Annotated in this window: 14 protein-coding genes and 2 rRNA genes; 3 read left to right on the forward strand and 13 right to left on the reverse strand. The window is 29.4% G+C overall.

The annotated features are described in order from the left end of the window. Positions 1 to 6: 6 nt before the first annotated feature. The 7 genes from R4K56_RS03815 to R4K56_RS03845 form a co-directional block, all read right to left on the reverse strand. Positions 7 to 759 carry a glutamine amidotransferase gene (locus R4K56_RS03815; protein ID WP_335756901.1) on the reverse strand — a complete coding sequence of 251 codons (753 nt, stop codon included), beginning with the start codon at positions 757 to 759 and terminating at the stop codon, positions 7 to 9. A gap of 24 nt (positions 760 to 783) precedes the next feature. Beyond that, positions 784 to 2,055 carry a M20 family metallopeptidase gene (locus R4K56_RS03820; protein WP_335771907.1) on the reverse strand — a complete coding sequence of 424 codons (1,272 nt, stop codon included), beginning with the start codon at positions 2,053 to 2,055 and terminating at the stop codon, positions 784 to 786. Positions 2,056 to 2,070: 15 nt separating this feature from the next. Beyond that, the gene (locus tag R4K56_RS03825; protein ID WP_335756903.1) at positions 2,071 to 3,003 is read right to left on the reverse strand and encodes a nucleoside hydrolase; all 933 of its coding nucleotides are present in this window, start codon (positions 3,001 to 3,003) and stop codon (positions 2,071 to 2,073) included. A gap of 33 nt (positions 3,004 to 3,036) precedes the next feature. Further along, entirely contained in the window at positions 3,037 to 3,975 is a 939-nt protein-coding gene (locus R4K56_RS03830; protein WP_335756904.1) for an ABC transporter permease, read from the reverse strand. Positions 3,976 to 3,996: 21 nt separating this feature from the next. Further along, a complete protein-coding gene (locus tag R4K56_RS03835; protein ID WP_335756905.1) occupies positions 3,997 to 5,058 on the reverse strand; it encodes an ABC transporter permease in 1,062 nt (353 codons plus the stop codon). A gap of 30 nt (positions 5,059 to 5,088) precedes the next feature. Continuing rightward, complete coding sequence (locus R4K56_RS03840) at positions 5,089 to 6,606, reverse strand: ABC transporter ATP-binding protein (protein WP_335759539.1); 1,518 nt, start codon at positions 6,604 to 6,606, stop codon at positions 5,089 to 5,091. Between the two features lie 115 nt (positions 6,607 to 6,721). Further along, on the reverse strand, positions 6,722 to 7,789 hold the full coding sequence (locus R4K56_RS03845; RefSeq protein ID WP_335759540.1) for a BMP family lipoprotein: 1,068 nt from the start codon (positions 7,787 to 7,789) through the stop codon (positions 6,722 to 6,724). Between the two features lie 182 nt (positions 7,790 to 7,971). On the opposite strand from R4K56_RS03845, the gene R4K56_RS03850 reads away from it, so the two are divergent. Together R4K56_RS03850 and R4K56_RS03855 are read left to right on the forward strand one after the other, a co-directional pair. Continuing rightward, entirely contained in the window at positions 7,972 to 8,967 is a 996-nt protein-coding gene (locus R4K56_RS03850) for a LacI family DNA-binding transcriptional regulator (protein WP_335756908.1), read from the forward strand. Positions 8,968 to 10,035: 1,068 nt separating this feature from the next. Then, positions 10,036 to 12,372 carry a BspA family leucine-rich repeat surface protein gene (locus tag R4K56_RS03855; protein WP_335771908.1) on the forward strand — a complete coding sequence of 779 codons (2,337 nt, stop codon included), beginning with the start codon at positions 10,036 to 10,038 and terminating at the stop codon, positions 12,370 to 12,372. 148 nt (positions 12,373 to 12,520) lie between these two features. On the opposite strand, the gene R4K56_RS03860 is transcribed toward R4K56_RS03855, so the two are convergent. The 6 genes from R4K56_RS03860 to R4K56_RS03885 form a co-directional block, all read right to left on the reverse strand. Continuing rightward, entirely contained in the window at positions 12,521 to 13,255 is a 735-nt protein-coding gene (locus R4K56_RS03860; protein WP_335760315.1) for a Bax inhibitor-1/YccA family protein, read from the reverse strand. Between the two features lie 166 nt (positions 13,256 to 13,421). Further along, positions 13,422 to 13,721, reverse strand: coding sequence for a hypothetical protein (locus R4K56_RS03865; RefSeq protein ID WP_335756911.1), 300 nt, complete (start codon positions 13,719 to 13,721; stop codon positions 13,422 to 13,424). Between the two features lie 190 nt (positions 13,722 to 13,911). Further along, positions 13,912 to 14,166, reverse strand: a complete 255-nt coding sequence (locus R4K56_RS03870; RefSeq protein ID WP_335771909.1) for a cytoplasmic protein — start codon at positions 14,164 to 14,166, stop codon at positions 13,912 to 13,914. Between the two features lie 33 nt (positions 14,167 to 14,199). Beyond that, the gene (locus tag R4K56_RS03875) at positions 14,200 to 14,430 is read right to left on the reverse strand and encodes a hypothetical protein (RefSeq protein WP_335771910.1); all 231 of its coding nucleotides are present in this window, start codon (positions 14,428 to 14,430) and stop codon (positions 14,200 to 14,202) included. Between the two features lie 181 nt (positions 14,431 to 14,611). Then, positions 14,612 to 14,728 (reverse strand): 5S ribosomal RNA (gene rrf, locus R4K56_RS03880). Between the two features lie 109 nt (positions 14,729 to 14,837). After that, positions 14,838 to 17,829: ribosomal RNA gene (locus R4K56_RS03885) — 23S ribosomal RNA — on the reverse strand. 652 nt (positions 17,830 to 18,481) lie between these two features. Between R4K56_RS03885 and R4K56_RS03890 the strand changes: the two genes are divergently transcribed. Beyond that, entirely contained in the window at positions 18,482 to 20,977 is a 2,496-nt protein-coding gene (locus R4K56_RS03890; RefSeq protein ID WP_335771911.1) for a Crp/Fnr family transcriptional regulator, read from the forward strand. The last annotated feature ends 1,021 nt before the right edge of the window (positions 20,978 to 21,998 follow it).

Raw genomic sequence — 21,998 nt, forward strand, 5'->3', positions numbered from 1 at the left:
CCCTGATTATATATTTTTACTTATCCATTTTATAATGTTAGTCCAAAGAGTCTCATAATGCTTCCATTGCATAAATTCATGAGAACCCCAGTGAGGAGCACAATCAGAAGCAAATATAGCAGATCTTCCTTTATGATAATCCCAAGCAGCTATAAAAGGATGATCATTAATTTTTGCTACTAAACTTGCACCATTTTTCAATGTACTTCTGTTATATCCTAAGAAATATGGGAAGTCAGTATCTATTCCTTTTAATATTGGGTGATTAGCATCTACTGCAACAGGATTAACTCCTTCAGGACATTCTTCTCTATCATCAAAAATTTCAAAATCTATAGGCAATGCTTTTTCTACTGCAGTATTTTTCCAATGACCTTTGCCATCTATACCTTGGAAAGTTAAATAACCGCCAACCATACATAAACCGCCGCCATTTTTAACATATTCTTCCATAAGTTTAATACGATTTGGAGTTCTTAATCCTTTAGCAAAAGTATCAGGATGTAAATAAAAACTGTTAGCTCCTATATCACTAATAATAATTGCTTTATATTCATTTAATTTTTCCATTGTATTTGGAGCTTTTGTAGGAACTTCATGTCCTGTTATGTAATCAACATCGAAATTCTTTCTTAATACATCTAAAAGTATATCAGCACCTTCTTCATAAACAGAATTTGTAAACATATCAAATCCCTTTTGATGTGTCATGTATATAACCCAAGATTCTCCTATAAATAATATTTTATCTTTAGACATTTTCTACTCCTTATATTTTTATTATTATTGTTTTGCAAAATTTAATATTATATTAGCGTATAAAAGTATTGACTCTAAATATTCTTCAATATCCAAATATTCATTGACAGTATGGCATTGTTTAATAGAACCAGGGCCATATTGCAATGTAGGACATTTAGCTATATTACGCCAAGTTCTAGCATCACAGCCTGCAGGAGAGCCTACTATTTTAGCTCCTTTATTGTAAATATCTTCATAAGACTTTTTAAATACATCTACAAAAGGATCATTTAAATCCATTTCAAATCCGCCGCCAGACTGATATATACTTATTTTAGGCATATTATCTCTAAGCCAAGAATCACCCATAGCACACATATTTACTGTTTCTGTAAACTCTTTTACAACTTGCTCATAAGTCATTATATTAGGCAAATAATGCACACAAGTTTCAAATTTACAATAATCTGGAACTGTAGAACCTGCTTTACCTCCGCTTATAACACCCACATTCAAATTTGGAGAAGGAAGCAAAGGATGTTTATATCTCATAAGCCAATTATGTTCCAATTCATTAATAGCATTTATAATTTTTATAGTTTTATCTATAGCACTTACACCATTCCATTTAGAACCGGAATGAACAGAAACTCCTTTAACTTCAACTCTAAAAAATATAAATCCCATATGAGCTGCTATTATTTCTCTATCGCTAGGTTCGCAAACTATTACAGCATCAGCCTTTTTGCCTCCCATAGCAGCTATTATAGAACCATTTCCGCCGCCCTCTTCATCTGCCACAGCAGTAATTACAACATCTATAGGAAGTTCAATATTGGAATCTTTCAATAATTTAACAGCCATAATACCAGCCATTAATCCGCCTTTCATATCGCAGGCACCTAATCCATATATTTTTCCATCTCTAATATCAGCACTATGAGGATCACTCTCCCATAAAGAAACATCTCCGGAAGGCATTGTATCAACATGACCATTAAACATTATAGATTTATTTGATTTACCCTTAAAAGATGCATATACATTATATCTCTTATCATAATTATGATTAGGATTTCCTTCATTATGTTCTTTAATAGATTTTTCTATTATACTTTCCTGCATATCTTCTGTTTCTACATTATCAGCATTCATCTCTTTAAATAAATCTATTAAATATTTTTGACCTGCATCTTCAAGGCCGCCGTCTATTCCATGACCTAATACATGCGTATCTATTTTAACAAAATCTGTTAATTTTTTTATATAGATATCTTTATTTTTATTTAAAGTATTTCTTAATGTTTCTAACATAATTATTTATTCCTATTATTTATTGTATAGTTTTATACAATCCTCAACTATATTCCAAAACTTATCAATATCTAATTTAATTGAAACTTTAGAATTAGGTTTATTTTTAGTAACTCCAAAATAGTCACATAAAGTTCTTCCGTAACATTTTTCGCTTCTTATTTCAACTTCGCTATACATATCTTTAGTTTCTATACAGCTCTCATCGATAATATAAGCTATACAAGTAGGGTCATGTAAAGGGCCGCCTTCCCAGCCGAATACTTGTTTTTGAGTTTTGCAGAAAAATCCCATAAGATCAACAAAAAGTTTTGAAGCATTTCCGCCAACTTTTCCCATTCTTTCTACAATGCTAGGATAACATAATGCTTGTCTAGTAAGATCAAGTCCCATCATTACAAGAGGAACACCAGAATTGAATACTACATAAGCAGCTTCAGCATCAGCAAATATATTAAATTCTGCAGCAGGAGTTACATTTCCAAGCTGATAACTTCCTCCCATAAATATTATTCTTTTTACTTTTTCAACTATACTAGGATCCATTCTAAATGCCATAGCAACATTTGTCATAGGACCTGTAACAACAAGTGTAATTTTTTCACTGCTGTTTTTTAAAGTTTCTATTATAAAATTTACAGCATGTCTTTTATCTACTTCTTTTGTAAGTTTATCAAAAACTGGGCCGTCTAAACCGCTTTCACCATGAATATCATCAGCTATAGTTTGTACTTTTCTTACCATAGGTAAAGCCATACCAGAACATACAGGAACATCTATATTTAAATACTGACATACATTAAGAGCATTTATTGTAGTTTTATTTAAAGTTTGATTTCCGGCAACAGTTGTTATACCAAGCAATTCTATGCTAGGGTGTATACCAGCCATTAAAATAGCAACAGCATCATCATGTCCAGGATCGCAGTCAAGTATTATTTTTTCCATTTTATATTCTCCTTAAAAATTTATTTTTTATAATTATTCTTTAGTTCTATTTAAAGAACTTTTCATTTTTATTTCTCTTCTTTTCTTATGAATCATAGATATAGTTAATACTAATATTGTTATAACATAAGGAAGCATAAGTACAAACTGAGAAGGCCAACCATAAGATTGAAGTCTTGCTCCTATAGAATCTATAAGTCCGAATAAAGTGCAGCCTATCCAAGAAAATATAGGATTTGCATTTCCAAAGAACATAGCAGCAACTCCCATAAAGCCTCTACCATTAGTCATATTTTCTGTGAAAAGCTGAGAATAACCTATAGATAAGTGTGCACCTGCAAGTCCTCCCAAAACTCCGGATATTATCATAACTTGATATTTCATAGCAACTATATTAATACCAGCAGTTTCTGTAGCCAAAGAGAATTTACCTGTAGCTCTTAATCTAAGTCCCCATACTGTTCTGTAAAGTAAGAAGGCAAATATTATAACAGCTATTATTCCAAATATTTCTAATATAGAATAATCATTAAATAAACTATTTAAATATTTGTTTGAAGTTAAAAAATCAAAATGAATTTTAGGTATTCCTACAATTTTAGGGTCATGGAAAGTACCTGAAGCACCTAAAAATTGTTTCAATAAAAATCTAGTTAATGCCACAGCCAACAAATTAATAGCGGTACCAATAGCACAAATATCAGCATTATATTTTATATGTGCAACTGCCATTATTAATGAAAATATAACCCCAGCAACCATAGCAGCGAATATAGCAATAAGCCAACTTCCAGTGAAAAAACTTACGCAAACTGCCACAAATGCTCCCATTAACATTATACCTTCTGTACCAATGTTTATGATATCAGCCTGCTGAGTAATTACAGCAGCAAGAGCAGCAAAAAGTATAGGTGTAGTAGCTCTTATAGTAGCATGAACAAGTGTATAATCAAAAATATTCATTAAATCCATAATATCATTACCTCTCTTATTTTAAGCTTCTAATTTCTTAGCTTTTTTATTTTTTAATTTATCAACGAATGATATAAGTATTTCCATAGTAGCAAATATTATAAATATGGCTATTATTGTATCTACTAATGATTTAGGTATTCCTGTATATCTTTCCATTCCCAAAGCTCCTGATTTCAAAGCAGCAAGGAATAAAGATATAAATGGAAGCATCTTAAAATCATTCTTTACTATAAGAGCAGCTAACATACCGTCAAATGCCAAACTAGCAGAAAAATTATCTAAAAAATATCCATATACGCCTAATACCTCTATAAGTCCGGCAATACCTCCTATAGCACCGCTGAACATCATAGTGAATACTATAGTTTTCTTAGAATCTATACCTACATAATCTGCATGCATATCATTCAAACCTACCGTTTTAATTCTGTATCCTAATGTAGTTTTATTAAGTATAAAGAATATTAATATTGCTATTAAAATTGCTATTATTATACCTAAATTAGCACGGCTAGGTTTCATAAATTGTGCTAATGTTATATCTTTAGCAACATCAAGTGTTCTAGCAACACCTGTTTTAGCACTAAGTGGGCCATTAACTAAATATGAAGTTATATATATAGCAACATAGTTCATTAAAATAGTAACACATATTTCATTGACTTTCCAATATGCTTTTAATATTGCTGGTATAGAAGCCCAAGCACTTCCAACTATAACTGCCAATATAACGCATACTAAAAAATGTAAAGGGAAAGGTAAAAAAGAAAAATATACTCCAGCCCAAGCTGTTGTAATAGCACCTAAATAAAGCTCGCCCTCAACTCCTACATTGAATATACCTACTTTAGAAGATACAGCAAAAGCTAAAGCAGTCAAAAATAAAGGTACAAATTTTTCCAAAGTAGTACCTAAATTCAACTTACCAATAAATGAAGCTCTAAAAAGCTGTATATAAGCTTCTATTGGATTATGTCCCATCATTAATATTATAATAGCACCTATAAACATAGATATTATTATAGTAAATAAAACATTTATATATTTATTAGATAGCAACTTGATATATTTATTATTCATATTTAAACACTCCAATAATTTAATAAAACTTTATTGAGGATTTTCACCAACCATAAGAAGAGATAAATTCTCATCATTAGCTTCTTCTGGTGTTAACATTCCAGTGATTGTTCCTTCATACATTACTATTATTCTGTCAGATAAAGATAATATCTCCTCTAAATCGGCAGAAACTAATAATATAGCTTTTCCCTTCTCTTTCTCTTCATTTAAGATTTTTCTTATAGACTCTATAGCTCCTATATCGACACCTCTTGAAGGCTGTGAAGCTATCAATAATTTACCATTAGCATCTACTTCTCTAGCAACTACAACTTTTTGAGCATTACCGCCTGATAAATGTGTAGTAGCTACTAAAGCTTGTGCAGGTCTTATATCAAATTTTTCTATTAACTTATTTGTAGTATCTATGATTTCTTTATCATTCATAATCATATTATTAGCATAAGGTTTTTGATTAAACTTTAATGCTATAATATTTTCTGCTATATTCAAACTTCTATTAAGTCCTCTTAAATTTCTATCTTCCGGTATATGTGATAATCCTGCTTTTCTTATTTTTAATGGAGTTTTATTTGTGATATTAACATTATCTAAATAAACATCACCTTTTTCTACTTTTCTAAGACCACATATAGCTTCAATAAGTTCACTTTGACCATTACCGTCTATTCCAGCAATTCCTACTATTTCTCCAGCTTTAACATCAAAACTTATTCCTCTTATTTTTGAAAGCTCTTTTTCTCCGCTTGTCCATAAATTATCAACTTTTAAAACTACATCAGAAACTTTTGATTTCTTCTTCTCAACATTCAAAAATACATCTCTACCAACCATCATTTTGGCTAATTCTTTTACATTTGTTTCAGTTTTATTAACTGTATCTATATATTGACCTTGTCTCATTATACTGATTCGATCTGATATTTCCATAACCTCATTAAGTTTATGAGATATAAATACTATAGATTCACCGCTTTCTTTCAAAATATTTAAAATCTTAAAAAATTCCTTTGTTTCTTGAGGTGTAAGTACTGCTGTAGGTTCATCAAATATCAATATTTCTGCACCTCTATATAAAGTTTTTATTATTTCTACTCTTTGTGCTTCTCCTACAGATATTTGTTCAATTCTTTTATTTATTTGAATGTCCATTTTATAAGTATCAATATATCTGTTAATTTCTTTTTTTGAAGCTTCAAAATCTATAGCAACACCTTTTCTTTTTTCAAATCCTAATATAATATTCTCAAGAACTGTAAGCTCTTTTACCAACATGAATTCCTGATGCACCATTCCAATACCTATATCAATAGCTTTCTTAGGATTTAATGATTCATATTTTTCATTTCTTATAAAAATATCACCTTCATCTGGAGCATATAGTCCATAGGCTATTTTCATCATTGTTGATTTACCAGCACCATTTTCACCTATAAGAGAATGTATTTCTCCTTTTCTTAGATTAAAATTACCATTTTGAATGGCTTTAATATTTCCAAAGCTTTTTTTAATATTGCTCATTTCCAAACAATAACCATTGGACATATTTTACCTCCATTATTGAGTTGAATTAATAATTATTTGTATAAATGGATATGGAGCATAACCTTAAAAATATGGAAAATAGTTTTAAGGTTACGCCCCTTAATACTAATAGATTTTATTTATTTTTTGGATTACCAAAACCTTGATAGTAATTAACAACTATTTCGCCGTTTTTTACTTTTTCTTCTAATTTTTTAACTTCGTCTAATATATATGCTGGGAATTTATCACCTAAAGAACCTTTTAATACGCTCATGTCAGTTAATCCAACACCGCCATTAGAAATATCGAGATATATAACTTCTCCGCCATTGAAAGTATTGTTAACAACTGATTCTATAGCTAAATATGTAGCTCTGTCAACTCTTTTTAACATAGAAGTAACTATATGTCCAGGATATGTTGAATCTTGATCCAAATCTACACCTATAGCATATCTATTTTGTTCTTTAGAAGCCTCTAATACTCCGTTACCAGTACCAGAAGCAACGTTCATTACTACGTCAGCACCTTGACTGTACTGAGCTATAGTTAATTCTTTTCCTTTAAGAGGGTCATTAAATGTACCAGCAAAAGATTGTAATATTTTAGTTTGTGGGTCTATATATTCAACACCTTGTTTAAATCCAGTATAGAAATCTGCTAATACTGGTATATCCATTCCGCCTACCCAACCAACTATTTTGTCAGCATTAACATTTGGTACAGTTGTATTAGTAGTGAACATAGCAGCTACTGCTCCAGCTAAAAATGAACCTTCATTTTGAGCAAATATTGAAGATATAACATTTGTAAGACCTTCATCAGCAACTCCGTCTATTAAAGCAAATTTAACATTAGGGAAAGATGAAGCATGTTTGTTTATTATGTCTTGTAACTGTGTAGAAACACCTAATACTAAATCATAATTGTCTGAAGCCATTGCCAACAAATTTGATTCCCATTCTGCTGGAACTTTTGATTCCATTACTTTTACTTCTACACCAAAATCTTTTTGTGCTTGTTGTGCTCCTATGTATGAAGAATCATTAAATGATTTATCACCTAAAAAGCCAGCTAACACTAAAGCAACTCTTATTTTTTTACCGTCTCCAGAAGCAGATTTATCGCCGCTTTGAGAATTAGAACATGATAATAATGTCATTATTGAAATAAGAAACAATACATTTAATTTTTTTAGCATTTTATAGCTCCTATGAAATAAATATGTTTGATATAGTCTAGTATAGAAATAATTACCCTATTGTCAAATTTTTTTCAGAAAATTTTCTGAAAAATTTCTGAAAAAATTTATTTATAAAAATGTTGACAAATAATATTTCATAGATTATATTTAAATTATAGAATTAAAGATTATGAATTATTATGAATGACAAAAAAATTACATTAAATTACATAGCAAAAAAAGCAAATGTTTCTGTTGCAACTGTATCAAGAGTACTTAATGGAAATAGCAGTGTAGATGAAAAAATACAAAGCAGAGTAAAAAAAATTATTAACTCAGATGGATACAATGTAAAAAAAACTGTTAAGATAAAACAGATTATATCAGTTATAATACCTGATATTACTAATCCTTTCTTTGCAAATATAATCGAAGGAATAGAAAATACTGCTAATCTTTACGGATATCATATAATATTATCTCAGTTTAAAGAAAATAAAGATATATTAAATAAATATTTTAAAGATATAAGAAATATAGGAGTATCCGGTTATATTATAATTCCATCTATAGGAAATTCTGAATATTTTAATGATATTTTAAAAAGGGCAAATGCCCCAATAGTATTTTTAGATAGAAAAGTAAATATTGAAAATATAAATTATGTAGGATCAGATAATGAAATAGGTGCTTATAATGCTACAAAATATTTGATAGATTTAGGTCATAAAAATATTTTATATATGGCTGGTCCAAAAGACATTAGTACTGAAACAGAAAGATTTAACGGATTTATGAAGGCTTTGCATGATAATAATATGGATTTTGATTACAATCAATATTATAAAATAGCTAATTTCAATTTTGATGAAAGTTATGAGCAAATGAAGGATATAATAAAATCGAAACTTGATTATACTGCTATATTTTCTGCATGTGATGTAATGTGTTTTGGTATAAAAAAGGCTACTGAAGAATTTGGAATATCAATACCTAATGATATATCATTAATAGGATATGACAACATACCTTTTTCATCAATTATAGGATTAACTACTGTATCTTCTCAGGCTTATGAAATGGGAAAAAATGCTGTACTTTCAATACTTAATATTACAAACGAAAGAATAACTGATAATGTTAATATAATACTTCAGCCTAATATAGTAATTAGAAACTCTTGTAAAAAAATATAAAACCCTGCAATCTTTTTAACGCACGGTTAATAATTTCTTTTCAATAATAAAAATTATAATTATAAATTAGCTTAATAATATAATTTTATTCTGCGTGCGGTGAGTATACTAAAAATTTTAGAGTTTGTCAATTTTTTTGTTGTTCTTTTTCCCGCCGCAAAAAGAACCAAAAAGTGCAAGGATAAAATTAGTACTAAATCATACTAAAATTGTTTTACATGTAATATAAATTATCAATTTAAGCTAAAATATAGCCCTTTTGCTTCTTTGTGGCACGCCAAAGGCACTCCTTTCAGTCGCAAAAGAAGTGTGGTATGGGGCAAAGCCCCCAGATATAAAAAAGAAACTATAATTTTATTTTTGACAAAATATAGTTGTTTAGGTATATACTACAAATTTAAAAAATCTTGGGTGGGTGTTTATATTTCTTAATAACTTTTTTAAGAAATAAAATACTTTAAACTCAAAATATATTCATAAAGATAAAGGGCGGGATTTAAAATAAATTTTTAAACTTAAATATAAAAAATTATTTAATATACAAAATTAAAAGTTGATCAAATATTAAATAAAAATATTTTTAGTTCTTTTTGTATTATATATTTTGTTATAAAAAATAAGGTTTTGAAGCATTTATAAAATCATATAATAAAAATATATAATTCATCATTAATTTATTTGAATAGCAAATATATACTAAAAATTTTAGAGTTTGTCAAAATTAGTTTTTATATTGTTATTATTTTAGGGGACTAATCCCCGAACCCCTGCTTCTTTTGCCAACACTCTGCGTGCCGTAGGCAAGGCACCTACTCGGTGGTAACCCAAAGAAGCTATATCATCGACAGGCTCAGATACACTTCGCGAAGACTGCATTTTTGACACAAATCTTGGTTTGACTTCACATTTCAAACAAAACTTAATAATATTTTATACTATTAATAAACAAAAATTACATTTCAAAAAAATAAAAATTGACAAAATATAGTTGTTTAGGTATATATTCAGTTAATAGAAATTCTTAAGTAAATATATTATACTATTAAAATAAAAATTACGGATAAATATATGCATAAATACAAACCAGAAATTTTAAAAGAATTATACGAAATAGTACAAGATGAAAGTATTTATTTAGGAGATATAGATACAAGTCTTATTAAAGATATGAGCGGATTATTTTCAGGAAGCGAAAGAGAAGATTTTTCAGGTATAGAAACTTGGGATACTTCAAATGTTGTAAGTATGAACTCAATGTTTTCTTTTGCCCGTAAATTTAATCATAATATAAATAACTGGAATGTATCTAATGTAGAAGATATGGGGTATATGTTTAGGTATGCAATTAAATTCAATCAGCCTCTTAATAATTGGAATGTTCATAAAGTAAAAATTATGAATTATATGTTTAATGATGCTATGGAATTTAATCAGGATATTTCATTTTGGAATGTTGAGAATGTTAAAGATATGACTTGTATGTTTGAGGGATGCAGTAAATTTAATCAGCCGCTTAATAGTTGGAATGTATCTAATGTGGAAAATATGTATTGTATGTTTGCTCAGTCTTTTGAGTTCAATCAGCCTTTAAATGATTGGGATATATCAAATGTAAAAGATACATCATATATGTTTTATCTTGCTTCAAAGTTTAATCAGCCTCTTGATAAATGGAAAACTTCAAAAGTAAAAAACATGAGTTATATGTTTGGAGGCACTTATAATTTTAATCAGTACAGTTCTTTAGAAAATTGGGATATAAGTCAAGTTAATTCAATGGAAAATATTTTTCAATTCTGTAATAACTTTAATAATTTTAAAAATTTAAAATTGACTTTATATTTACATGTATTAGATGATTATTATTACGGCAATGATATTATAAAAGACAATTTGAAAGAAGCTCATAAAATAGCTTCCGAAAGTAAAAATAAAAAAATAATAGCCTTCAAAAGAAGATTAGAAAATATTTATTATTATGAATTAAAAGATTTATCAGATTTAAAAATTTTTAAAAGTATAGAAGAAGCAGAAAATTATGTTGAAAATAATTTAAATAAAAAAGATGAAAAGAAAGTTAATTTTATAAAAGAAGCTAGAATCTTAATAAAAGATAAATCAAGAGAAGTTAATATAGAAGTAATAAAATACATATATTTAAAATATTTAGAATTAAAAAAGTATGTTTATCGCATTATTGAAATTGATTCTATTATAGATTTGCTTGATAAAGAAAGTTTTTTAAGCTTTGCTTATAATATTTATAAAGAAACTAATAAAGAAACAGCACAATTAATTTACGGATTATATGGAGGCTATGAAGCATTAGAAGAAATATACAAAAAAGACGGCGAATCAAAATTATTTTTTAATATACTATCTTTAAATAAAGAAAATGAATATACTATAAAAATACTATTTAATATATATAATAATGCAAAAAAAATGGCATCAAAAAATAATGCTTTAGACATATTAATAGAAATTGCTAAAGATAAAAAAATTCCTTTTTACAATTTAGAATTGAAATATAATTCCAATATTGGTTTTGACAAAAACATCGACAAAATTATTGATGAAAATTATAAATTAATACTAAACAATGATTATTCTATAAGTATATTCGATATAAAAGAAAATAAAATATTAAAATCTATTCCAAGAAATTTAGATGAAAATAAAAAACAAAATATAAAAAATATAAGAGAACAAGTTTCCAATATGATAAAAAAATTCTCGTATATATTAAATAAATTACTCATTGCAGGAGATAAATACGATTATAATTTTTTCAAAGAGGTATTTATTGATAACCCAATAATGAATAAATTTGACTTGTCTCTTATATGGAATTTGTATGACAAGAATAACAATTTTATAACTACATTCAGATATTCAGGCGATGGAAGCTATACAAATAGTAATGACGAAGAAGTAAAAATTGATAATAGTAGTTTTATTAGTTTAGCAAGCCCTATTGAAATGGAAGAAGAAACAATTACAAAATGGAGACAACAATTACAGGATTATGAATTATCACAGCCTATAAATCAATTAAGCATAATAAATATTGATAAAAATAATTTGAAAAATGAAATAGATAAACTTCAAGATATAGAAATTGCTTATGGTACTTTTAAAGCATTTGGAACAAGATATGGAATGTTTCCTCTATATACAGAATATAGAACAATTAAAGAATATAGTTTAACTCTTGATGATGGAGATACTTTTATAATAAAAGCAAAAATTAACGGTGAAACTGATTATGCTGATTATAAGGATAAAATTAAAATAAATATAGAATTTAAAAATAATGAAAACAAAGAAGTTTCAAAAAGATTTATATATACTTTATTAATATTTATGGTATGGGATTTTAGACTTACAGATATGTTTAACTAATAGAAATATTGAGTTACTTTATAAAAAGTATTTAATTTTCTTATTAGTTTATTCACCCCCCACCCGCCCCTAAATTACAAATATGATGCAAATAAAAAGGCATACATAATTAATATGCATGCCTTTAATTTATTTAATTATATAATTCTTAATCTCTGCTTCTTATTTTAGATAAAAGTTTTAATATCTCTAAATAAAGCCATACTAAAGTAACAAGAAGCCCAAAAGCAGCATACCATTCAAAGTATTTAGGCATATTATACTGCTCGCCCTTTTCCATAAAGTCAAAATCCAAAAGTAAATTAAATGAAGCAACAAGAACAACTACAACACTTATTCCGATGCTTAAAGGACTTGAACCATATAAGAAAGGAATTCTAGCACCAAAGAATGACATTATAAAATTAACTAAATATACAAGACCTATACACAATGTAGATACAGTTATTACACTTCTAAATTTTTCAGTTACTCTTATTATTCTAAATCTATATAATACCAACATTATAAATAAATCTAAAAATGTAAGAAATACAGCCTGCACAACTATGCCGTCATAAGCAGCATTAAAAACATAAGAAACAGCACCTATAGCAACACCTTCAAGTATAGCATAAAGTATAGAAAAAACTTTAGCCAATTCTTTTTTGAAAGTCATTATCAAAGCTAAAACAAAAGAAGCTATAGATGCTCCTAAAGCAGCAGGATAAAGAAGTCCTGGATTAGAAGCTAAAACAAAAAATACACTTACCATAGCTGAAAGCATTAACACCAATGTAAGTATTATTGATTTGTTAATTGCTCCATTAACAGTCATTGTGTTTTCATTTTCATAACTTGATGCATAATTAAATGCCTTATCTGATAAAACTGGATTTGCCATTATTAAAAACCTCCTAAATTGTTTTTATTTAGTTATTTATTATATAACAATTTAAATAAAATACCATTATAAAGTATAGATATATAACTTACTATTTTAAATAAAGTAATATTTTTTTATTATTTATATTACAATTACATAATAATAAAAATAATAAAACTAAATATTATATTCGTTTATTTTCTTCATCTTCTGCTATTTTTTTGACAAGAAGTACCCCAATTAAAGTTAAAACAAGTAATATAAGCTTATGAAAGATTGCTGTTATTAACTGGCTAACTATAAATGCTATTAAAAAAGATACTGCATATTTAGAAAAAGTATTAGGAAGAAAAGAAGCATTTTCTAATTTAAAATTATAAATAATAAAAGTTAGAGGTACAGCAATTATAATAGTAAATATAGAAACTGATATTATAGAAGCCGATATAATTTTTCTATTTACTTTTTTATTTTCTTTTTCCATTTTTCAAAAACCCCAAAAATTGTTTTTATTTAGTTATTTATATTATAATAATTTAAATATAATACCTATATAAAGTATATATAACTAATTATTCTATATAAAGTAATATTTAATATAATGTGAATAAATTATTGATAAATTAAAAAATATAAAATCTTTTTAAAAGCATATTTTATTAAAATATTTATTTTTAGAAAAAATATCCTCTCATTTCTTTTAATAATTCTTTATTTAATTCATAATCAAAATGCTTTGGTATAACAGAATCAATGCCGCAATAAGGACAAATAGCTGTTAAATCGTTTTCATCTTCTATCCAATCAGTTATAAGTTTTGGATTAAAAATACTTACACAATAAAAACAACCGCAAATGTCTTCTTTCATTAATAATTTTTTATGATTAGAAGATAATTTATGTATTTTAAATAGTTCTTCAACTGTCATTTTTTACTATAAAACTCTAATAAAATATAATTATTACTCTTTCATTCTTTTTTTGATAATTTTTATTAAAAGAATACATACTAATATAGCAATAATAAAAGGAACTGCAAAAATAAAAGAAATACTAGGAGGAGCAGAAGCCCCAACAAATTTAACAGCATAAAACATATAACCATAATTGAAAGCAACTACAGTAACCATCATATAAGAAAATAAATAGGCTATAATTTTAATAGTTTTTATAATTCTTTCTTTATTGTTCATAAATCTACTCTAATTTTTATTAATTCAATAAATACTATAAAATAAAATTCCTAAAATTTCAAATAAATTAATAATAGTTAAATAATTGGAAATTGATATAAAAAGAAAATTTAAAGAATAAAAAGAATAACATAAAAAAATCCCTATAGAAAACTCTATAGGGATAAAATATATAATATATACCCGGCAACGTTCTACTCTCCCGTAAAGCTACCCTTACAGTACCATCGACGATGAAAGGCTTAACTGCCGTGTTCGGAATGGGAACGGGTGTATCACTTTCTCTATGGTCACCGAAATAATATTAGCAAATTAAAAGAACAATTTTTAATCTCTTTGCCAGATATATAAGAGCGTAGATGTCTCATTCTACTTTCTATTATTATTTTCAAGAAGAAAACGATAATATGGTCAAGTCATTGGTCTGATTAGTGCTGCTCAGCTGAACAGGTATTTCTTCCCTGCTTACACTTGCAGTCTATCAACGTCGTAGTCTCCAACGAAACTCATAGGGAAAGTTAATCTTGAAGGAGGCTTCCCACTTAGATGCTTTCAGCGGTTATCCCGTCCGCACATAGCTACTCTGCGATGCTCTTGGCAGAACAACAGATACACCAGCGGTGCGTTCATTCCGGTCCTCTCGTACTAAGAATGACTCTTCTCAACTTTCCAACGCCCACAACGGATAGGGACCAAACTGTCTCACGACGTTCTGAACCCAGCTCGCGTACCGCTTTAATTGGCGAACAGCCAAACCCTTGGGACCTGCTCCAGCCCCAGGATGCGATGAGCCGACATCGAGGTGCCAAACCTCCCCGTCGATATGAACTCTTGGGGGAGATAAGCCTGTTATCCCCGGAGTACCTTTTGTCCGTTTAGCGATGGCCCTTCCACTCGGGACCACCGGATCACTAAGACCTACTTTCGTACCTGCTCGAGATGTCTCTCTCGCAGTCAAGCCACCTTATGCCTTTATACTCTACTACCGATTTCTATTCGGTTTGAGGTGACCTTTGCACGCCTCCGTTACTCTTTAGGAGGCGACCGCCCCAGTCAAACTACCCGCCTGACAATGTCCGACTGCCGGATAACGGCTAATCGTTAGAATCCCATTTTGCGAAGGATGGTATTTCAAAGATGGCTCCATGAAAACTGGCGCTCCCACTTCAAAGCCTCCCATCTATTCTACACATCACAAAACAAAACTCAATGTCAAGTTATAGTAAAGGTTCACGGGGTCTTTCCGTCCTGTTGCGGGTAATCAGCATCTTCACTGATAATTCAATTTCACCGAGTTCTTCCCCGAGACAGTGCCCGGATCGTTACACCATTCGTGCAGGTCGGAACTTACCCGACAAGGAATTTCGCTACCTTAGGACCGTCATAGTTACGGCCGCCGTTTACTGGGGCTTCAATTCGAAGCTTCGCTTACGCTGACCTCTCCTTTTAACCTTCCAGCACTGGGCAGGTGTCAATCCCTATACATCCATTTACATGTTTGCAGAGATCTGTGTTTTTGTTAAACAGTCGGCCAGGCCTTTTCACTGCGACTCTCCTCTCAATATTGCTACCAAGATTCAAGCGTCTCTTTTTCCGAAGTTACAAGACTAATTTGCAGAGTTCCTTAGGGAAGATTATCTCGAGCGCCTTAGAATACTCATCTCACCCACCTGTGTCGGTTTGCGGTACGATTATGACATGCCTAACCTTAGAAATTATTTCTCGACAGCCTAGCTCACGCAACTTCCTGAACCCGAAAGCCCAGTCACTATCCAGCCTCAACCTTAAAGCAACAAGCATTTAACTCATCACAAGTCTAAACTGTTTGACGTTATCTACCAATCTAACGCGTACGCAAACAATCTGTGTCATTCCATCGAAACATATCATAGTACAGGAATATTTACCTGTTTCCCATCGACTACGCTTTTCAGCCTCATCTTAGGGGTCGACTAACCCTAGGCAGATTAGCTTTACCTAGGAAACCTTGGGTTTGCGGCGAACGGGTTTCTCACCCGTTTTCTCGTTACTCATGCCTGCATCCTCACTTCTTATACCTCCAGCCCACCTTACGATGAACCTTCAACGGCTTAAAGAACGCTCTCCTACCAATCACACCTTAACGATGTAATTCCCTAGCTTCGGTACTATGTTTGAGCCCCGTTACATTTTCGGCGCAAGAACACTCGACCAGTGAGCTGTTACGCACTCTTTAAAGGAATGGCTGCTTCTAAGCCAACCTCCTGGCTGTTTAAGTATTCTCACATCCTTTCCCACTTAACATAGATTTTGGGACCTTAGCTGAGGATCTGGGCTGTTTCCCTTTTGACAATGACGCTTATCCGCCGCTGTCTAACTGCCATGTTCTGAACTTACGGTATTCGGAGTTTAGTTGGGTTTGGTACTCGGTTAGGAGCCCTAGTCCATTTAGTGCTCTACCCCCGCAAGTAAACACATGACGCTGCCCCTAAAGACATTTCGGAGAGAACCAGCTATCTCCAAGTTTGATTAGCCTTTCACTCCTACCCACAAGTCATCCAAAGCCTTTTTACGGCCACTGGTTCGCACCTCCATTCGATGTTACTCGAGTTTCGCACTGCTCATAGGTAGATCACTTGGCTTCGGGTCGTATAGCACGCAACTAATATCGCCCTATTAAGGCTCGCTTTCACTACGACTACAAGGCTATTACCTCTTAATCTTGCTACGTACTATAAGTCGCAGGCTCATTCTACAAAAGGCACGCCATCAGGCCGTCTACTATTGCTAGCAGGGTACCCTCTGACTACTTGTAAGCTTAAGGTTTCAGGTTCTATTTAATAACCCTCAACGGGAGACTTTTCACCTTTCCCTCACGGTACTCTACACTATTGGTCACTGGTTAGTATTTTGCCTTGGATAGTGGTCTACCCAGATTCAAACAGGGTTTCACGTGCCCCGCCCTAATCAGGAACGATAAAACCTTGTCTATATGATTTCGTGTACGGGACTATCACCCACTATGGTCTGCTTTTCCAAAACAGTTCTACTATCATATAAAGCAAAGTCGATGCATGTAAGTACATCACTTACCGCCCTACAACACCATAATAACAACGTCTTACAACTTGACATTATTATGGTTTAGGCTCTTCCCCTTTCGCTCGCCACTACTTAGGGAATCTCAATTTTGATTACTTTTCCTCCAGGTACTTAGATGTTTCAGTTCCCTGGGTGTCGCCTCATAAACCTATGAATTCAGTGTATGATATAGAAGGTTTACTTCTATGGGTTTTCCCATTCGGTGATCTACGAGTAATAAAGAATATTTGCTTCTCCTCGTAGCTTATCGCAGCTTGTCACGACCTTCATCGCCTTCCAGTGCCTAGGCATCCACCTTAAGCCCTTACTTACTTGACCATATTATCCTTTTCTTCTTTATTATTTCTAATATCAAAGCTAAGTTTAATACATCAAATTGAATGAGACTTTTAGCTAATTAAAGCTGTTTCTTATCTAATTCTTTAGTAACGCTCCGCTTAATTGTTTCTACTCTAAGACACACAATCTAATTGTGTTTTCTTTATCTAGTGAAGATTTTTATAATCGCTGATTTCCGTTTTTAATGTTGGAAAAAACTTTCTAAAAATCTACGCTCTCATATATCTGTCAAAGATCTTAAGTTTTTCGTTTTTTTCAGTTGGTGTTTGTTTCGTTTTGTTTTTTTTCTCATCAACTGTTTTATTATTATAGCATAGGGTCGAAAAAACACAATAGGTTTTAGATGCGATTTTTTAAAAAATTCGCATTATTTTGGCTATTTTTCGCTTTTGTGCTACATTTTATACAAATCGTCTGCAAGAAAATTCCAAAATTCCCAAAAATTGCCTTTTCGGACCCGAATTTCCCTCCAAAATCACCAAAATTTGGGCAAATTTGGGAAGAAAATTGGGAATTTTTTTATTAAAAATCCTAAAAAATTCAAAAAAATCCAAAAAACTAGCATATTTTCAAAAAATAATATATAATTCAGCGATAATTATTAATAAAAAAACATAGAGAGTTATGAATTATGAGTGTAAATATTGAGGAAAATGGCAATTTAAAACTAAAACCTAACACTATTATTTTTTACGAAGGCGAAAATATAGAAAATATATCTATTGTTACCAATGGTGAAATAGATGTCTATATATCTTCTAAAGAAATTTTAGGAATCGAAGATGAAAATGAGATAATGAGATATAGCTGCAGATTATTTTCAATACCTAGAAACATTATGCTTGGCATAGGAAGTTACAAATCCAATTCAAAATATATGTTTTCTTTTAAGGCTAAAAATGATACTGAAATATACGCTGTAAAAACCCCTACACAAGAGTATGTTAAGAACTTTTTCAAAGTTAATAAAGCTTATATCACAAATATGTATCATTCAATTGCCTATATGATACTAAAATCTTACGAAGAATACGTGAAAATCAAAAAAATCAATGATGATATTAAGATTATTTCTTCAAATCTTGCTGTTATGTATTTCAATTTGCAGCAAAATAAGTCAAAAAATATAAAATCTGAGATGTTCAAAAACTATAAAGATACTTACGAAGACTCTATAAACTCAGGATTTAACTTCCCTACTTCGTTTGACGTTGACTTTATAAGGGCTGATCACTCTGAAATTTATATGCATAACAAAAATCAGTTCATAGAAAATAACGAAAAATTGGAATTTGAAATAGATTATGTGAGAAGATTCTTAACAATGCCTAAGAATATTAAAACTCAATTTTTCACTTATGACATAAATATGAGTTTAGATGCTTCACATATGTTGTATGAAAACCTTAAAACTATATCTTCTATGCTAAAAACTGAGATTGTTGAGGCTATAGAAAATATATTATTCTTATCATCAAATGAAAATGAGTCTTTATTTGGAGAATATTTAAAAATCGCTATTGATTTAGATAAACAAGATAAAGACAATGAAGTATGGGTTAAATATATTGGCTTTATGTCCAGTGTCATAAAAGATATTTATAACAAAATCAAAACTGAATATGATTATGACTTGAATATAGACTTGGAAGAAATGGAATCTGCTGTAAAAAGAGTATCAAGAAGCACTAATATTTCTTCTGAAGAAGCTGCTTTAGAAAGCGATGAGATAAGAGTTACTATAGGTTTTGAAGAATTACCTGCTGAAGTAAAAAATCCTACTAAAAGATTAATAGACATGTCTGGAATTGAAGAAGGTAAAGCTAAAAACTTCATGAAATCATTACAGGCATTCAAAAAATTAAGAGATAAATTCAGCACAGAAGATGATGTTAGAAAAATCAGACGCGGTGTTACTAGCGTATTCTTTGAAATATACAGAGAAGTTGCTAAAAGAACTATAATAAACGGCAATAGAAGTAAGTTAGTCGAAATGTTCCTAAACTTCGGATATATGGACGATGAATTGCTTACTCCAAATCAAATAATGGATCTTTATGAGATAAAAGATAAAAGCAAAACTAAGAGAGTCAATGTTTATTACATAGATGAGTGGCTTCAAAAAATATACGATAAAGATGAGCCTCCTTCTGTTAACGGTTTCGGACAGGATTACAGAGAAGCTTTGAGAGAATTAAAAAAACGCGGTACTATAAGCGATAAAGAGTTGGAAGAACATTGGGAAAGTTCATCAAAAAGACTTGAATACGAAGTTGATAACATGATCGAAACTACACACAGATTATGTTATGGTCAGGTTAGTGTATACTTCCCTATCTTGCACAAAGATATGATTACTAAAGATTTTGAAAGAGCTTTGATTAGAAGAGATGTGATGGAAAAATCTATCAAAGAAATAACTGATATAGATTTCTCAGCATTCTATAGGGAGGTATTGTATAAAAATAAAGAGTTGAATATAGAAAAAGAACTTGTTATGCAGGAAGTACTTCCAAATATAATACTTATGCCTACATTCGGTTCAAGAGCTATAATGTGGGAAGAGCTTTCAAGCAGACAAAAAAATAGTACTGGAAGATTCTTATTCCCTATATTCACTTCTGAAGAAATAGAATCTCTATTACTTCCTACTATCGGTGCTTTCAGATGGGAATTATGTAAAACTATGCTTGGACCTGCTTGGAACGATATTACTCAAATGTCTATAACTTCTGAATATAGTGATTATGTTCAATTCTACAAGAAAAATAGAAATCTATCAGATGAATCTAAAGAAAAATTAAAAATACAAATCAAAAAGTGCAGAAACAATTTGAGAGAAGTATTTGTTTCAGATTACAACTTATGGATCAGATATGAAAGTAAAGGTATTATGAGACTTAATAGAGTTGCTAGAGGAATATTATACAGACAAGTACCTTTTGCTAAAAACATAAGAGAAGAACTTTCTAAACAGCCTATGTTCTCAGAAATAGCTAACAGATTCAAAAACATAAGAAGCAAAAAAGCTACTGAATTGGAAAACAGATATTTCAAATTCACAAAAACAGGAAATCCATTACCTCCTGAATTACAGCATCATATAGAGTTCTATAAAGATATGTAAAATAACAGACTGTACGAAACAGTACTAATAAATAAAAAAGAGCTTTGAATAAATAATCTTCAAGGCTCTTTTTTTATATAAAAAACAATAGATTAGTACTTCTTTGTACCAATTTAGTATTATATGTAGTATAAAAGCTGTATTTTTAATTAAAAAATACAATTATTGAAGTATTATAATAATACCAAAATCTAATCAAAAAAATAAATAAAAAACAATGTTTAATTTCAAATCTGTATAATTTTTATAAACAAATAATATTTTTTAATCTTTCATTAAGATTTAATACTAATAATTAAAAACTAATTGTATATAAATTTGAACTTATACTTTTAATAATTAAATTAATTAACTTCTAATGCATAATTAAAAATTGATACATAATTTTTACTCATCAAAATAAATTTATATTTTATTTTTTATAATGTATTAATATCTGATTTTTTTATATATCAAAAAACATTTTGTATAAAAACAATAATATTTCAGTATAGTATAAAACATATAAAATTAGTATGATTCAAGACTATTTCTAATTTACAAATTATATTCTAATGATGTAAATTAAAAAAGAAATTAACAAACTCTATTTATCATTTAATTAAAAAGCAGCTTTATTTAAATTATTTTTTTAATAAGGTTATGATTATATTTTATAAAAACTTTATTAGAAAAATGTTAAACAAATTATAAAAAATTATATTTAAACTATTTTTTTATTAATTAAATATTAACAATATCGATTTTTGTATGCAGTAAAATTATAAATGAGTTCATATTTTTTTATTTATAAATCACAATTCTTTAAAAGTTTATTATATAAAAAATAATTCTTCCTAAAACAATAAAAAATATTTCAAAACTTTTTATAAATAAAAAATATAAAAATAGCACTTTATTAACATACCCCACCCTATAAATTTTATATCTAATTTTTCAATTTAAATATTATTATTCTTTTCAATTTATTTTCTAAATATAACACCCGCCCTAGTTTTTTATAAATTAAAAAAATTCTTTA

Source organism: Brachyspira pulli (genome assembly GCF_036997785.1).
GTDB lineage: Bacteria > Spirochaetota > Brachyspiria > Brachyspirales > Brachyspiraceae > Brachyspira > Brachyspira pulli.

What these genes read in the sequence shown, in the direction of transcription:
- R4K56_RS03815 (WP_335756901.1), bottom strand. Translation starts at nt 759, where the DNA reads ATGTCTAAAGATAAAATATTATTTATAGGAGAATCTTGGGTTATATAC.
- R4K56_RS03875 (WP_335771910.1), bottom strand. Translation starts at nt 14,430, where the DNA reads ATGAACAATAAAGAAAGAATTATAAAAACTATTAAAATTATAGCCTAT.
- R4K56_RS03835 (WP_335756905.1), bottom strand. Translation starts at nt 5,058, where the DNA reads ATGAATAATAAATATATCAAGTTGCTATCTAATAAATATATAAATGTT.
- R4K56_RS03830 (WP_335756904.1), bottom strand. Translation starts at nt 3,975, where the DNA reads ATGGATTTAATGAATATTTTTGATTATACACTTGTTCATGCTACTATA.
- R4K56_RS03845 (WP_335759540.1), bottom strand. Translation starts at nt 7,789, where the DNA reads ATGCTAAAAAAATTAAATGTATTGTTTCTTATTTCAATAATGACATTA.
- R4K56_RS03825 (WP_335756903.1), bottom strand. Translation starts at nt 3,003, where the DNA reads ATGGAAAAAATAATACTTGACTGCGATCCTGGACATGATGATGCTGTT.
- R4K56_RS03870 (WP_335771909.1), bottom strand. Translation starts at nt 14,166, where the DNA reads ATGACAGTTGAAGAACTATTTAAAATACATAAATTATCTTCTAATCAT.
- R4K56_RS03865 (WP_335756911.1), bottom strand. Translation starts at nt 13,721, where the DNA reads ATGGAAAAAGAAAATAAAAAAGTAAATAGAAAAATTATATCGGCTTCT.
- R4K56_RS03850 (WP_335756908.1), top strand. Translation starts at nt 7,972, where the DNA reads ATGAATGACAAAAAAATTACATTAAATTACATAGCAAAAAAAGCAAAT.
- R4K56_RS03855 (WP_335771908.1), top strand. Translation starts at nt 10,036, where the DNA reads ATGCATAAATACAAACCAGAAATTTTAAAAGAATTATACGAAATAGTA.
- R4K56_RS03840 (WP_335759539.1), bottom strand. Translation starts at nt 6,606, where the DNA reads ATGTCCAATGGTTATTGTTTGGAAATGAGCAATATTAAAAAAAGCTTT.
- R4K56_RS03860 (WP_335760315.1), bottom strand. Translation starts at nt 13,255, where the DNA reads ATGGCAAATCCAGTTTTATCAGATAAGGCATTTAATTATGCATCAAGT.
- R4K56_RS03890 (WP_335771911.1), top strand. Translation starts at nt 18,482, where the DNA reads ATGAGTGTAAATATTGAGGAAAATGGCAATTTAAAACTAAAACCTAAC.
- R4K56_RS03820 (WP_335771907.1), bottom strand. Translation starts at nt 2,055, where the DNA reads ATGTTAGAAACATTAAGAAATACTTTAAATAAAAATAAAGATATCTAT.